This is a genomic window from Sulfitobacter sp. 1A15299, assembly GCF_043556915.1.
Taxonomy (GTDB): domain Bacteria; phylum Pseudomonadota; class Alphaproteobacteria; order Rhodobacterales; family Rhodobacteraceae; genus Sulfitobacter.
This window is the reverse complement of the sequence record NZ_JBIFFJ010000007.1, coordinates 17,765-29,521: the sequence shown is the minus strand read 5'-3', so window position 1 is coordinate 29,521 and position 11,757 is coordinate 17,765. Positions and strand designations below refer to the sequence as shown.

The 11,757-nt window shown below is 61.4% G+C and carries 11 protein-coding genes; 8 read left to right on the top strand and 3 right to left on the bottom strand.

Annotated features, from left to right (window positions below; genetic code table 11):
* Positions 1-50: 50 nt before the first annotated feature.
* From ACGYK7_RS10025 to ACGYK7_RS10005, 5 genes are all read left to right on the top strand, one after another.
* Positions 51-293: an accessory factor UbiK family protein gene (locus ACGYK7_RS10025; protein WP_394401720.1), complete on the top strand. Its 243-nt coding sequence runs from the start codon at positions 51-53 to the stop codon at positions 291-293.
* Positions 294-594: 301 nt separating this feature from the next.
* Entirely contained in the window at positions 595-1,095 is a 501-nt protein-coding gene (locus ACGYK7_RS10020) for a YbjN domain-containing protein (RefSeq protein ID WP_394401717.1), read from the top strand.
* 30 nt (positions 1,096-1,125) lie between these two features.
* A complete protein-coding gene (gene proC, locus ACGYK7_RS10015) occupies positions 1,126-1,941 on the top strand; it encodes a pyrroline-5-carboxylate reductase (protein ID WP_394401715.1) in 816 nt (271 codons plus the stop codon).
* A complete protein-coding gene (locus ACGYK7_RS10010; protein ID WP_394401713.1) occupies positions 1,934-2,272 on the top strand; it encodes a tRNA-binding protein in 339 nt (112 codons plus the stop codon). Before proC ends, ACGYK7_RS10010 begins: the two co-directional genes overlap by 8 nt.
* Positions 2,269-3,219 (top strand): 2-hydroxyacid dehydrogenase, encoded by a 951-nt coding sequence (locus ACGYK7_RS10005; protein ID WP_394401711.1) that lies wholly within the window; start codon positions 2,269-2,271, stop codon positions 3,217-3,219. Before ACGYK7_RS10010 ends, ACGYK7_RS10005 begins: the two co-directional genes overlap by 4 nt.
* On the opposite strand, the gene ACGYK7_RS10000 is transcribed toward ACGYK7_RS10005, so the two are convergent.
* Together ACGYK7_RS10000 and ACGYK7_RS09995 are read right to left on the bottom strand one after the other, a co-directional pair.
* Positions 3,216-3,797, bottom strand: a complete 582-nt coding sequence (locus ACGYK7_RS10000; protein WP_394401709.1) for a thymidine kinase — start codon at positions 3,795-3,797, stop codon at positions 3,216-3,218. The two genes, ACGYK7_RS10005 and ACGYK7_RS10000, sit on opposite strands and share 4 nt — an antisense overlap.
* Positions 3,798-3,874: 77 nt before the next feature.
* Positions 3,875-4,999, bottom strand: a complete 1,125-nt coding sequence (locus ACGYK7_RS09995; protein ID WP_394401707.1) for a beta-ketoacyl-ACP synthase III — start codon at positions 4,997-4,999, stop codon at positions 3,875-3,877.
* 487 nt (positions 5,000-5,486) lie between these two features.
* Between ACGYK7_RS09995 and ACGYK7_RS09990 the strand changes: the two genes are divergently transcribed.
* The 3 genes from ACGYK7_RS09990 to ACGYK7_RS09980 are packed head-to-tail and all read left to right on the top strand — an operon-like array spanning position 5,487 to position 8,190.
* Positions 5,487-7,103, top strand: a complete 1,617-nt coding sequence (locus ACGYK7_RS09990) for a pilus assembly protein TadG-related protein (protein ID WP_394401704.1) — start codon at positions 5,487-5,489, stop codon at positions 7,101-7,103.
* The gene (locus ACGYK7_RS09985) at positions 7,100-7,630 is read left to right on the top strand and encodes a TadE/TadG family type IV pilus assembly protein (RefSeq protein ID WP_394401702.1); all 531 of its coding nucleotides are present in this window, start codon (positions 7,100-7,102) and stop codon (positions 7,628-7,630) included. Before ACGYK7_RS09990 ends, ACGYK7_RS09985 begins: the two co-directional genes overlap by 4 nt.
* Positions 7,627-8,190: a TadE/TadG family type IV pilus assembly protein gene (locus tag ACGYK7_RS09980; RefSeq protein ID WP_394401699.1), complete on the top strand. Its 564-nt coding sequence runs from the start codon at positions 7,627-7,629 to the stop codon at positions 8,188-8,190. The genes ACGYK7_RS09985 and ACGYK7_RS09980 overlap by 4 nt, the downstream gene beginning before the upstream one ends.
* A gap of 54 nt (positions 8,191-8,244) precedes the next feature.
* On the opposite strand, the gene carB is transcribed toward ACGYK7_RS09980, so the two are convergent.
* Positions 8,245-11,604 (bottom strand): carbamoyl-phosphate synthase large subunit, encoded by a 3,360-nt coding sequence (carB, locus tag ACGYK7_RS09975; protein ID WP_394401697.1) that lies wholly within the window; start codon positions 11,602-11,604, stop codon positions 8,245-8,247.
* Positions 11,605-11,757: the final 153 nt, after the last annotated feature.

Here is an 11,757-nt window from a genome sequence, read left to right as displayed (position 1 = left end):
CAAGGGCGTCGCGCCCCATATAGAGGCTAACAAACCTCCGGAGGCCAGACATGCAGACCCGTAACAAGTTTTTCGACGACGTTTCACAGATGATGACAAATGCGATGGGCGTCGCCCAAGGCGCCAAGGACGAGGCCGAGACCGCCTTCAAAGGCATGCTCGACCGTTGGCTTGCCGATCGTGATTTCGTCACCCGCGAGGAGTTCGACGCGGTGCGCGCCATGGCGCAGAAGGCCCGCGAAGAGAACGAAGCGCTGAAAGCGCGGCTCGACAAGCTCGAAGCCAAGGGCTGAGCCCGATAAAATTCGATCAGCCGCCCCGGCCCGGGGCGGCGATCCCCGGCGTGGACAGGGACCGTTTACGGCCCGTCGCGCCCACTCCCTCCAAATTATAGACGTTTTCCGCGATTTACCCACAAGTTATTGCGGTTATCCCCTATCAATTGTGGTTATCCCCAAGAAAAACCTTGCCAGACCGTTCCGCTGCAAGCACCATATCTTGTATAGGTGATGTGAACCTACACGCCTATTTGTGCAGGCTTCCATGCATGGTGGGCCAAGTCCCACCCCGTGGAACAGATTGAGAGGTGGCGAAATGGCCCTGTCCGAGCATTACCTTGAAGAAGACGTCCACCCCATTGATATCGTTGAGAATATCGCGGCCCACCATGATTGGGAGTTCGACCGCGTGGCGGATGACCAGATCGCCATGGCAGTCGAGGGGCAGTGGCGGACCTATTCGATCACGCTGGCATGGTCGGCCTATGACGAAACGCTGCGCCTGATCTGCACCTTCGAGATGGAGCCTCCGGCTGAAAAACTGCCGGAACTTTACGAATTGTTAAACCTCGTCAACGATCAATGCTGGGCGGGGGCCTTCAGCTTCTGGGCCGATCAGCAGCTGATGGTCTACCGCTACGGGCTGGTCTTGGCGGGCGGACAGGTCGCGGGGCCAGAGCAGATCGACACGATGATCGGCGCCGCCGTCATGGGCGCGGAACGCTACTATCCCGCGCTGCAATTGCTGGTCTGGGGCGATCAAACCCCCAAGGCCGCGATGGACGTCGCCATTGCAGAGGCTTACGGCCGGGCGTAACAAAGTCCCCGAACAACTTCGGGGGATAGGATGAAAGACGGGAGAGTGGCACGCGACGGTCTGGTTTTGCTGGGCTGTGGCAAAATGGGATCGGCCATGTTGGAGGGCTGGCTGGCGAAGGGTCTGCCTGCAAGCGCGGTCTGGGTCGTGGACCCGAAACCCTCCGATTGGCTGCAAGGGACGGGCGTGAACCTGAACGCCGTCCTGCCCGCCGCGCCGGCGGTGGTGCTGGTGGCGGTCAAACCGCAGATGATGGCGGACGCGCTGCCAACGCTTCAGGCGATGGGCAATGGCGAAACACTGTTCGTCAGCGTCGCGGCGGGCACGACCATCGGCTATTTCGAAAGCGTCCTCGGCGGCGACACGCCCATTGTGCGGGCCATGCCCAACACGCCTGCCGCCATCTCCAAAGGGATCACCGCCATTGTCGGCAACGCCAAGGCGGGCAGCCGGTCCTTGGATGAAGCCGAAACGCTGCTGAGCGCGGTGGGTGAGGTCGTCCGCCTGACCGAAGAGGCGCAGATCGACGCGGTCACCGGGGTCAGCGGCTCCGGCCCGGCCTATGTCTTTCACATGATCGAATGCATGGCCGCCGCCGGTGTGGCCCAAGGCTTGCCCGAGACATTGGCGATGCAATTGGCCAAGGCGACGGTCGCCGGGGCAGGGGCGCTGGCGATGCAAGCCGATGAAGACCCGGCGCAGCTGCGCGTCAACGTCACAAGCCCCAATGGCACAACCCAAGCGGCGCTTGAGGTTTTGATGGATGAGGCCGAAGGCTTCCCGCCCCTTCTCAAGCGCGCAGTCACCGCCGCGGCAGACAGATCGCGGGAGCTCGCAAATGGCTGAGATCACTTTCGACGATTTCCTGAAGGTCGACATTCGCGTCGGCACCGTGATCCGGGCCGAAGCCTTTCCGGAAGCGCGCAAACCGGCGATCAAACTCTGGGTGGATTTCGGCGCGGAGATTGGCGAGCGTAAGACCTCGGCCCAGATCACCGCGCATTATACGCCGGAGACGCTGGTGGGGCGGCAGGTCGTGGCCGTGGTCAATTTCCCCGCGCGCCAGATCGGGCCTTTCATGTCCGAGGTGCTGGTGCTCGGCCTGCCCGACAAGGACGGAGAGATCGTGCTTTTGTCGCCCGATCAAAAAGTGCCCGAAGGAGGGCGGATGCATTGAAAAAGATATTGATTGCCAGACCCTTGCCCAAGGAAGTCACCGAAGCGTTGAAGGGCTGCGAAGTGACGGTGCGCGAAGAAACCGCGCCGCTTTCGAGCGACGAAATGCGCGCCGCGCTGCGCGACTATGACGGGGTGATGCCGACCCTGGGGGATGCCTTCTCGGCCGAGGTTTTCGCCGATGTGCCCAAGCCGCGCTGCAAGATCCTTGCCAATTTCGGCGTTGGCTATAACCACATCGACGCCGCAGCGGCCCGCGCGGCGGGGGTGGAGGTGACCAACACGCCCGGCGCCGTCACCGATGCCACGGCGGATGTCGCCATGACGCTCATGCTGATGTCCGCCCGCCGCGCTGCCGAAGGGGAGCGGCTGGTCCGCTCAGGCGCATGGGCCGGTTGGCACCCGACGCAGATGCTGGGGCTGCACCTGACCGGCAAGCGGGTTGGCATCGTCGGCATGGGCCGGATCGGGCAGGCCATCGCGCGGCGCTGCCACTATGGTTTCGAAATGCAGGTCAGCTATTTCAACCGCAGTGAGAAAGACCTCGATTTTCGCGCCACCCGTGTCGAAAGCCTGACCGCGCTGGCCGAAGCCGTGGATGTGCTTGTCATCGCCGTGCCCGGCGGCGGCGAGACGCGGCATCTGATCGATGACAGCGTTCTCCGCGCGATGCAGCGCCATGCCCATCTGATCAACATCGCCCGCGGCGATGTGGTGCAGGAAGCCGCCTTGATCGAAGCCTTGCAAGCGGGGCGCATCGGCGGTGCGGGGCTGGATGTCTATGAGTTCGAGCCCAAAGTGCCGCAGGCGCTGCGTGATCTCGACAATGCTGTGCTGCTGCCCCATCTCGGCACCGCGGCGCATGAAGTCCGTGTCGATATGGGGCTGATGGCGGTGGCCAATCTGCAAGCCTTCATCGACGGAGAGACCCCGCCAAACCGGGTTTAACCGTCGCCTACGGCGGCGCGCCAGTGTTTGCGGCAGAGCGAGACATAGGTCTCGTTCCCGCCGATCTGCACCTGCGCGCCGTCGCGCATCGCTTGGCCTTCGGCATCGCGGCGCACGACCATCGTGGCCTTCTTGCCGCAATGGCAAATGGTGCGCACTTCGCGCATCTCATCGGCCAATGCCAGCAGGGTGGCGGAGCCGGGGAAAAGCTCACCCCGGAAATCGACCCGCAGCCCGAAGCACATGATCGGCACGCCCAGATCATCCACCGCACGGGCCAGTTGCCAGACCTGCTCGACCTCCAAAAACTGCGCCTCATCAACGAAGATACAGGCGCAGGGGCCTTGCTCCAGCTGGGCTTCGATCTTGGCCAGAAGGTCTTCGCCCGGGGCGAAAGTATCCGCCTCTTGCCCGATGCCAATGCGGGAGGCGATGCGCCCTTCGCCCGCGCGATTGTCGAACTGCGCGGTGAGCAAAAAGGGCACCATGCCGCGTTCCACATAGTTATGCGCCGCTTGAAGCAGCACCGTGGATTTACCGGCGTTCATGGTGGAGTAATTGAAGTAAAGCTTTGCCATGGGCAGGGTGTTACGCCGCCCATGACAGCGGATCAAGATGCAAACCCCGCCCCGATCTTAGGGCCGGGCGTTGCGCGTCAGCCGCGCTTTTTGACGATGACGGAGCCCACGGAATAGCCCGCCCCGAAAGAGCAGATCAGCCCGGTGTCGCCGTCTTCCAGATCGTCGGAGTTCTTGGCGAAAGCGATGATCGACCCGGCGGAGGAGGTATTGGCGTAGTCCTGCAGAATGTTGGGCTGTTCGCCCGGCTCAGGCGCACGCCCCAGCACTTTGCGCCCGATGAAATCATTCATCGACTTGTTCGCTTGATGCAGCCAAATGCGCTTGAGGTCGGCGGATTCCAACCCGTTGTCGGCCATATGCCCGCCGATATGGTCGGCCACCATGGGTAAAACTTCCTTAAACACTTTGCGCCCATTCTGCATGAACTGCATATCGCGCCGGTCGCTCAGCCCGTCCGGGCGGGAGCGGCGGAGGAAGCCGTTGTTGTTGCGGATGTTGTTGGAATATTCGGTCGCGCAGCGGGTCGAGATGACGTCGAAACAGGGGCCGTCGACATCTTCGGCGCGTTCCAGCAGCGTGGCGGTGGCCACGTCGCCAAAGATGAAGTGGCAATCGCGGTCACGCCATTCGAGGTGGGCGGAGCAAATCTCGGGGTTCACCACGAGGGCAGAACGGATGGAGCCGGAGCGGATCATATCCGCTGCCGCCTGGATGCCGAAAGTGGCCGAAGAACAGGCGACGTTCATGTCGAAGGCGAAGCCCTTCACGCCAAGAAGCTCCTGAATCTCGATGGCCACGGCGGGATAGGCACGCTCTAAGTTCGAAGCGGCGCAGATCACAGCGTCCACATCCGCCGCGGTTTTTCCCGCAGCGGCAAGCGCTTTTTGCGCGGCATCAATGGCCATTTCGGCCATGAGGGAAGGTTCCTCATCCGCGCGCTGGCGCAGCAAGGGGTGCATCACATTGGGGTCCAGCACGCCGGATTTATCCATGACATAGCGCTGTTCAATGCCGCTGGCTTTGACGATGAACTCTTCCGAGGAATGCGCCTTGGCCTCTAGGGTGCCCGCTTTGATCGCCTCGGCATTCTCGGCGTTGTAGAGGTCGGCATAGGCGTTGAAGGCTTCGACCAGTTCGGCGTTGGTGATGGTTTGCTGCGGCGTGAAAACGCCCGTACCGGTGATGGCGGCTTGATACATCGCTGTGATCCCTTTCTCTCCAACGGCATGGCTGGTCTAGTAAAGCTGAGCAGCCCCGGACGAATTGCAAGGGCCGTTGTCATGTCGGTGCACTTTGATGCAGGGGGCAGCAAGGTGCGGGTTCCATAGTTTAGCGAAACCGCACAGGACTTGCCATGGCTTTGACGGGGCAGACGTGTGAATGCCGCTACAGTCGGAAGGTTTGATCGCCCCGGCCCGCGCGCGCTGGCTTGACTATACAACCGGAAGCGCGCAGTGATCGGTCATTAGCAATTATTAATTGAACAAAAACAGACACGATTTTTACAGGCAGCGACCCCTCCGGCGCGTGATGTACAGGCCCACGATCCGCGGATGCCGCAGCCTAAAGCACAGAATGTGCTTGAGGATTCAACCTCCGAAAGAGAGAGGTGTCATGAGGCGCAGTATGATTGGTCGAATGTTTTGCGCGTGGGCAGAGCGTTTTCGCAAGGACGAGGCCGGCGGTATGCTGGTCCTCATGTTGCTCGTGTTTTTCGGGATCACGATCTTTGGCGGGCTGGCCGTGGATCTGGCCAACCACGAGCGGACGCGGACCACCTTTCAGACCCATCTCGACAATGCTGTACTGGCCGCGGCCAGCCTATCGCAAGACCTCGACCCGGAAGAGGTCGTGCGCAGCTATCTGACCTCAGCGGGGCTTGATGCCTCCGAGGTGGTGATCGCTTCGAGCGAAGAAAAGATCGGCGGCATTCTGGTGGGGCGCACCGTCGAAGCCTCGCTCCCCGCCGGGCTGAACACCTATTTCTTCCGGTTTTTCGACATCGATTCACTCGGGATGACGATCAGCTCCGAGGCGACCGAGCGGGTGGAGGATATCGAGATTTCGCTGGTGCTGGATGTCTCGGGGTCGATGGGGGAAAGAACCAGCGACCGTAGCCGGATGGTCAAACTTGACCTGCTCAAGAACGCGGCCAGCGATTTCGTTGAAACGATCCTAAGCGATTCCGAAGAGGGGCGGGTGTCGATTTCGATTGTCCCTTATTCGACCAAGGTGAACCCCGGCTCGGCGCTGCTTGGTCAGTATGCGGTGACGTCAGAGCATAATTATTCGCATTGCGTGGATTTCGATGCGGATGATTTCAGCCGTCTCGGGATCAGCACGAGCGCTGAGTTGCAACGGACAGGGCATTTCCTGATCGGGAATGAGTCGGCCTCATATCCGACTTCCGGTCAATGGGTCTGTCGCTTTGATGCCGGTTTCGCGATCACGCCCTTGTCGAGTTCGATCCAAGCGCTGAAAGCGCAGATTTCGGCGCTCACGGCTCTGGGGTCCACCTCGATCGATATGGGGGCGAAATGGGGCTTGGCGTTGCTTGACCCTTCGACGCAAAACCCGGTCTCCGGATTGATCGCCTCGGGGCAAATCGACGCGGCCTTCCGGGGCCGCCCCCATCCCTATGATGCCGACAACAGCATGAAGGTTCTGGTGCTGATGACTGACGGGGAGAACCGTGAGGAATATCGCCTAAGATCCCAATATGCCTCTGGGGAATCGGACCTGATCAAGACAACCTATCGCGGCAACACCTATTATTCGGTCATTTCCTCAGAAAGCTATTACGAGAATGACGATGACAGAGCCTACCCCGAATCCTACTTCTACGCAGAGCATCCATTCGGCAACCAACGGATGTGGAGCAACGATACCATCGCGAACAATTCCAGCTATCGCTATGGAAACAGGAGCGAGGAAGAACGCCTAGATTGGCCTGAGGTCTGGGCGGAAATGTCGCCTTATTACTATGGCTACAACATGTATGGGCGGCGCTACAATTGGAGCTGGTACTGGGGGTCGCGTGCGTCCTTGTTCCGCAACAGCATGCAATGGACCGTCGACGCCGGTGAAAAAGACCGCCGCCTGCGCCAGATTTGCGGCCTCGCCAATAGCGCAGGGGTTGTCATTTATTCCATTGGCATGGATGTCGATAACACCAACTCCCTCAACCTGTTGAAAGACTGCGCCTCTTCCGAGGCCCATTACTTCGACGTTCATGGTCTGGAGATCCAAACCGCATTTGACATGATCGCGGCGTCCATCTCCATGCTGAGGCTGACCAAATGATCCGCTTCGTCAAAGACCGCTTTCGCCGGTCCGAGGCGGGCGGCGTCACCATCGAGTTCGTCATTCTCTTGCCGCTCGTCTTTTACTTCTTCTTCCTCGCGCTGGAGACGGGGCTGTGGAGCGCGCGTGAGATCATGCTGCGCCGTGCCACGAATTTGGCGGTACGGGACGTGCGTTTGGCCACCGGTTCTGTGCCAGGCTATGACGCGATGAAGGCGCTAATTTGTGAGCGGTCGGTTTTCGATGCGGGCTGCATCGAGAATATCCGGATCGAGATGCGCGCCATGCCGATCGCCGATTGGGCCGACTTGGGCGGGCCTGCGCCCTGTGTTGACCGGGATGAGGATTTCGACCCGGCAAATGGCTTTCTGCCCGGCCAGCAGAACAACCTGATGATGATGCGGGTCTGCCGTCTGTTCGATCCGCTTTTGCCGGGGACCGGCTTGGGCCGGAAATTACCCGAAGGGTCGGATGGCACATATGGCGTGCGGGTCACCACTGCCTTCGTGACGGAGCCGCGCGGATGACGGGAATGGTGTTCAAACGTTTCATCCGGTCCGAAGAGGGCAGCCAGACGATTGCCTTTCTGGTTCTGCTGCCGCTGCTGGTCTGGTCGATCATGGCGATGCTGACTTTTACCGATGCCTTTCGGGTGCGCGGAATGGCGACCGATGCCACCGCCGTCATCGCCGACAGCCTGTCGCGGCAGACGACGCCGATCAACGCCGCTGACCTTTTGGGCCTGCAATCGGTGGCAAAGCAGCTCACCGGTTACGAAGTCTCTCTGCGCGTCACGCAGGTGCGCTGCATTCTGAATTGCGACAGTCTGACCCGCCGGATTTTGGCGGTGGATTTCTCTCAAGGCATCGGACTGGACAGCCTGCTTGACCTCGACTTCATCGCGGGGCTTTCGCGCGACCGGGTGCCGCTGATGGCCAATGGTGACCGTCTGGTGCTGGTCGAAACTTCTTTCATGCACGAGCCGATTGCGCAGATCGGTTTGGAGGGCACGGAGGTCAGCGTCTCGCATGCCACGCGGATGCGTTTCGCGCCTCAGCTTTGCTGGGTCAGGTGCATCATCAGCTAGGCGGGCATCATGCCCAGATGCGAAAGGGGCCGCCCGATGGGCAGCCCCTTTTTCTTATCCCTGAAGCGCTTTCACGCCGATCGCATCCTCGGCCTGCGCCTTGATCGCCAAGGCGGCGGCATGGGCGCCTGCGGCGGTGGTGAAATAGGGGATCTTGTCGTAAAGCGCGATGGAGCGGATCGACTTGCTGTCTTCGACCGCCTGCGCCCCTTCGGTGGTGTTCATCACCAGATGCACATCGCCGTTCTTCATCATATCGGTGATGTCGGGGCGTCCTTCGTAGACCTTGTTCACCACATCGCAGGAATGGCCATTGGCGGTGAGCCATTCCGCCGTGCCACGGGTGCCGATGAGGGTAAAGCCTTGGTCCAGCAGGATCTTCGCCGCCTCCAGCATGTTCTGGCCCTTATCCGCATCCTTGACTGACAGGAAGGCGCAGCCCATGCGCGGCAGCGGGTTGCCCGCGCCCATCTGCGCCTTGAGGAAGGCGCGGGGGAAGTCGCGGTCCCAGCCCATGACCTCACCGGTGGAGCGCATTTCCGGCCCCAGCAACGTGTCGACGCCGGGGAAGCGGGCAAAGGGCAGCACCGCCTCTTTGACCGAGAACCAAGGCATATCGGGGTCGGCCAGCGTCATCGGATCGCCCAGGGGCAGCGTGTCTTCATAAGCGGCCTGATCGGGGTAGGGCGGGCGCTGCGGGAAGTTCGACAGTGGCTCGCCGGCCATGATCCGCGCGGCGATGGAGGCGATGGCGCTGTCGGTCGCTTTGGCCACGAAGGGCACGGTCCGCGAGGCGCGGGGGTTGACCTCAATGAGATAGATCTCGCCGTCCTTCACCGCGAACTGGATGTTCATCAGGCCCACAACGTTGAGCGCCTTGGCCAGTGCGCGGGTCTGTTCTTCGACCTCTTCGATCACTTCGCGCGGGAGGGAGTAGGGCGGCAGCGAACAGGCGCTGTCGCCGGAGTGGACGCCCGCCTCTTCAATATGCTGCATGATGCCCGCGACATGGACATTCTCACCATCGCAGAGCGCGTCGACATCCAGCTCCACCGCGCCCGACAGGTAGCTGTCGAGCAGCACCGGGCTGTCGCCCGAGACCACCACGGCATTGGTGATGTAGCGCTCAAGGCTGGCCTGATCGCGGACGATTTCCATCGCACGGCCGCCCAGAACGTAGGAAGGGCGGATCACCAGCGGGAAGCCGATCTCCTTGGCGATTTCCATCGCCTCCGCATCGGAATGGGCGATGCCATTGCGCGGCTGTTTCAGGCCGAGGTTCAGCACAAGCTGCTGGAAGCGCTCACGGTCTTCGGCCAGGTCGATCATGTCGGGCGTGGTGCCGAGGATCGGAATACCCGCTTCTTGCAAACCATTGGCAAGCTTCAAGGGGGTCTGCCCGCCGAACTGAACGATGACGCCGTGCAGCGTGCCGTTCTCCTGCTCGACGCGCAGGATCTCCATCACGTGCTCAAAGGTCAGCGGCTCGAAATAGAGGCGGTCGGAGGTGTCATAGTCGGTCGAAACCGTCTCGGGGTTGCAATTGACCATGATGGTCTCATAGCCCGCATCCGTCAGCGCGTAGCAGGCGTGGCAGCAGCAATAGTCGAACTCGATGCCCTGACCGATCCGGTTCGGGCCGCCGCCGAGGATGACGACCTTCTTGCGGTCCGACGGCCGCGCTTCGCATTCCGCCTCATCCATCAGCGGGGTCTCATAGGTGGAATACATGTAAGGCGTCTGTGCCTCGAACTCGGCGGCGCAGGTGTCGATGCGTTTGAACACGGCCTTGACGCCAAGTGCCAGCCGCGCGTCGCGGACCTGTGCCTCACGGCTGTCAGTCAGCATGGCGAGGCGGGCATCGGTGAAGCCCATCATTTTCAACTCGCGGAAGGTATCGGCGTCGCTCGGCAGGCCATGCGCGCGAACGCCTTCCTCGGCCTCGATGATCTCGCGGATACGGGCAAGGAACCACGGGTCGAACATCGTATGCGCGTGCAGATCGTCGTCCGACATGCCGTGGCGCATCGCTTGGGCGATGGTGCGCATCCGGTCGGGCGTGGGCGCCGACACGGCTTTGATAAGTGCGGCCATATTCTCGGGCGCATCGCCGGGCAGGTCTCTGTTGAGACCGGCGATTTCCACCTCGTCAAAGCCTGTGAGACCCGATTCCATCGACGCCAGCGCCTTTTGCAGGCTCTCGTGAATGGTGCGGCCAATGGCCATGGTCTCACCCACCGATTTCATCGCGGTGGTGAGGTAAGGTTCGGCCCCGGGGAACTTCTCGAAAGCGAATTTCGGGATCTTGGTGACCACATAGTCGATGGTCGGCTCGAAGGACGCTGGCGTGACGCCGGTGATGTCGTTGTCGAGCTCATCCAACGTGAAGCCCACGGCGAGCTTGGCCGCGATCTTGGCAATGGGGAAACCCGTGGCCTTGGACGCCAGCGCCGAGGAGCGGCTGACGCGCGGGTTCATCTCAATCACCACCATGCGGCCATCGGCGGGGTTTACGGCCCATTGCACGTTGGAGCCGCCGGTCTCCACCCCGATCTCGCGCAGCACCGCGATGGAGTGGTTGCGCATGATCTGGTATTCTTTGTCCGTCAGCGTCAGCGCGGGGGCCACGGTGATGCTGTCGCCGGTGTGCACGCCCATCGGGTCGATATTCTCGATCGAGCAGACGATGATGGCGTTGTCGGCGGTGTCGCGCACGACCTCCATCTCGTATTCTTTCCAGCCCAGCAGGCTCTCGTCGACGAGGATCTGGCCCATCGGCGAGGCGTCCATGCCCGAGCGGCAGTAGAATTCGTAATCCTCGCGGTTGTAGGCCACGCCGCCGCCGGTGCCGCCCATGGTAAAGGCGGGGCGAATGATCGCCGGAAGGCCCACGTATTCCAGCGCCTCAAGGGCAAGGTTCACGCCTGCGGCGAGGTCTTTCTTACCGTCGTCGCGCTTGGGCGCGGTGACGATGGTGGCCTTGGGGTTTTCGATGCCCAGACGGTCCATCGCTTCGCGGAAGAGCTTGCGGTCTTCGGCCATCTCGATGGCTTCGCGCTTGGCGCCGATCATCTCGACACCGAATTTCTCCAGCACGCCCATCTCTTCGAGCGCCAGCGAGGTGTTCAGACCGGTCTGGCCGCCCATGGTGGGCAGCAGCGCATCGGGGCGCTCTTTCTCGATGATCTTGGCGACGATTTCGGGCGTGATGGGCTCGATATAGGTGGCATCGGCGAGCCCGGGATCGGTCATGATCGTGGCGGGGTTCGAGTTGACGAGGATGACGCGGTAGCCTTCCTCTTTCAGCGCTTTACAGGCTTGGGCGCCGGAATAGTCGAACTCGCAGGCTTGTCCGATGACAATCGGCCCCGCACCAATGATCATGATCGACTGGATGTCGGTACGTTTCGGCATGGCGGCCCCCTAATTTTGCAAATTGTCCTGCCTTATAGGGATGGCGGCACGGGCTGCAAGGGGGGAATGGCTTTGACGGCCCCATTAATAAGGGCGGGGGCGTCTGTTCAACCCTTGCGGGCGCTGTGCTGGGGCGATCTGACAGGGCCGAAG

What these genes read in the sequence shown, in the direction of transcription:
- ACGYK7_RS10025 (WP_394401720.1), top strand. Translation starts at nt 51, where the DNA reads ATGCAGACCCGTAACAAGTTTTTCGACGACGTTTCACAGATGATGACA.
- ACGYK7_RS10020 (WP_394401717.1), top strand. Translation starts at nt 595, where the DNA reads ATGGCCCTGTCCGAGCATTACCTTGAAGAAGACGTCCACCCCATTGAT.
- proC (WP_394401715.1), top strand. Translation starts at nt 1,126, where the DNA reads ATGAAAGACGGGAGAGTGGCACGCGACGGTCTGGTTTTGCTGGGCTGT.
- ACGYK7_RS10010 (WP_394401713.1), top strand. Translation starts at nt 1,934, where the DNA reads ATGGCTGAGATCACTTTCGACGATTTCCTGAAGGTCGACATTCGCGTC.
- ACGYK7_RS10000 (WP_394401709.1), bottom strand. Translation starts at nt 3,797, where the DNA reads ATGGCAAAGCTTTACTTCAATTACTCCACCATGAACGCCGGTAAATCC.
- ACGYK7_RS09995 (WP_394401707.1), bottom strand. Translation starts at nt 4,999, where the DNA reads ATGTATCAAGCCGCCATCACCGGTACGGGCGTTTTCACGCCGCAGCAA.
- ACGYK7_RS09990 (WP_394401704.1), top strand. Translation starts at nt 5,487, where the DNA reads ATGCTGGTCCTCATGTTGCTCGTGTTTTTCGGGATCACGATCTTTGGC.
- ACGYK7_RS09985 (WP_394401702.1), top strand. Translation starts at nt 7,100, where the DNA reads ATGATCCGCTTCGTCAAAGACCGCTTTCGCCGGTCCGAGGCGGGCGGC.
- ACGYK7_RS09980 (WP_394401699.1), top strand. Translation starts at nt 7,627, where the DNA reads ATGACGGGAATGGTGTTCAAACGTTTCATCCGGTCCGAAGAGGGCAGC.
- carB (WP_394401697.1), bottom strand. Translation starts at nt 11,604, where the DNA reads ATGCCGAAACGTACCGACATCCAGTCGATCATGATCATTGGTGCGGGG.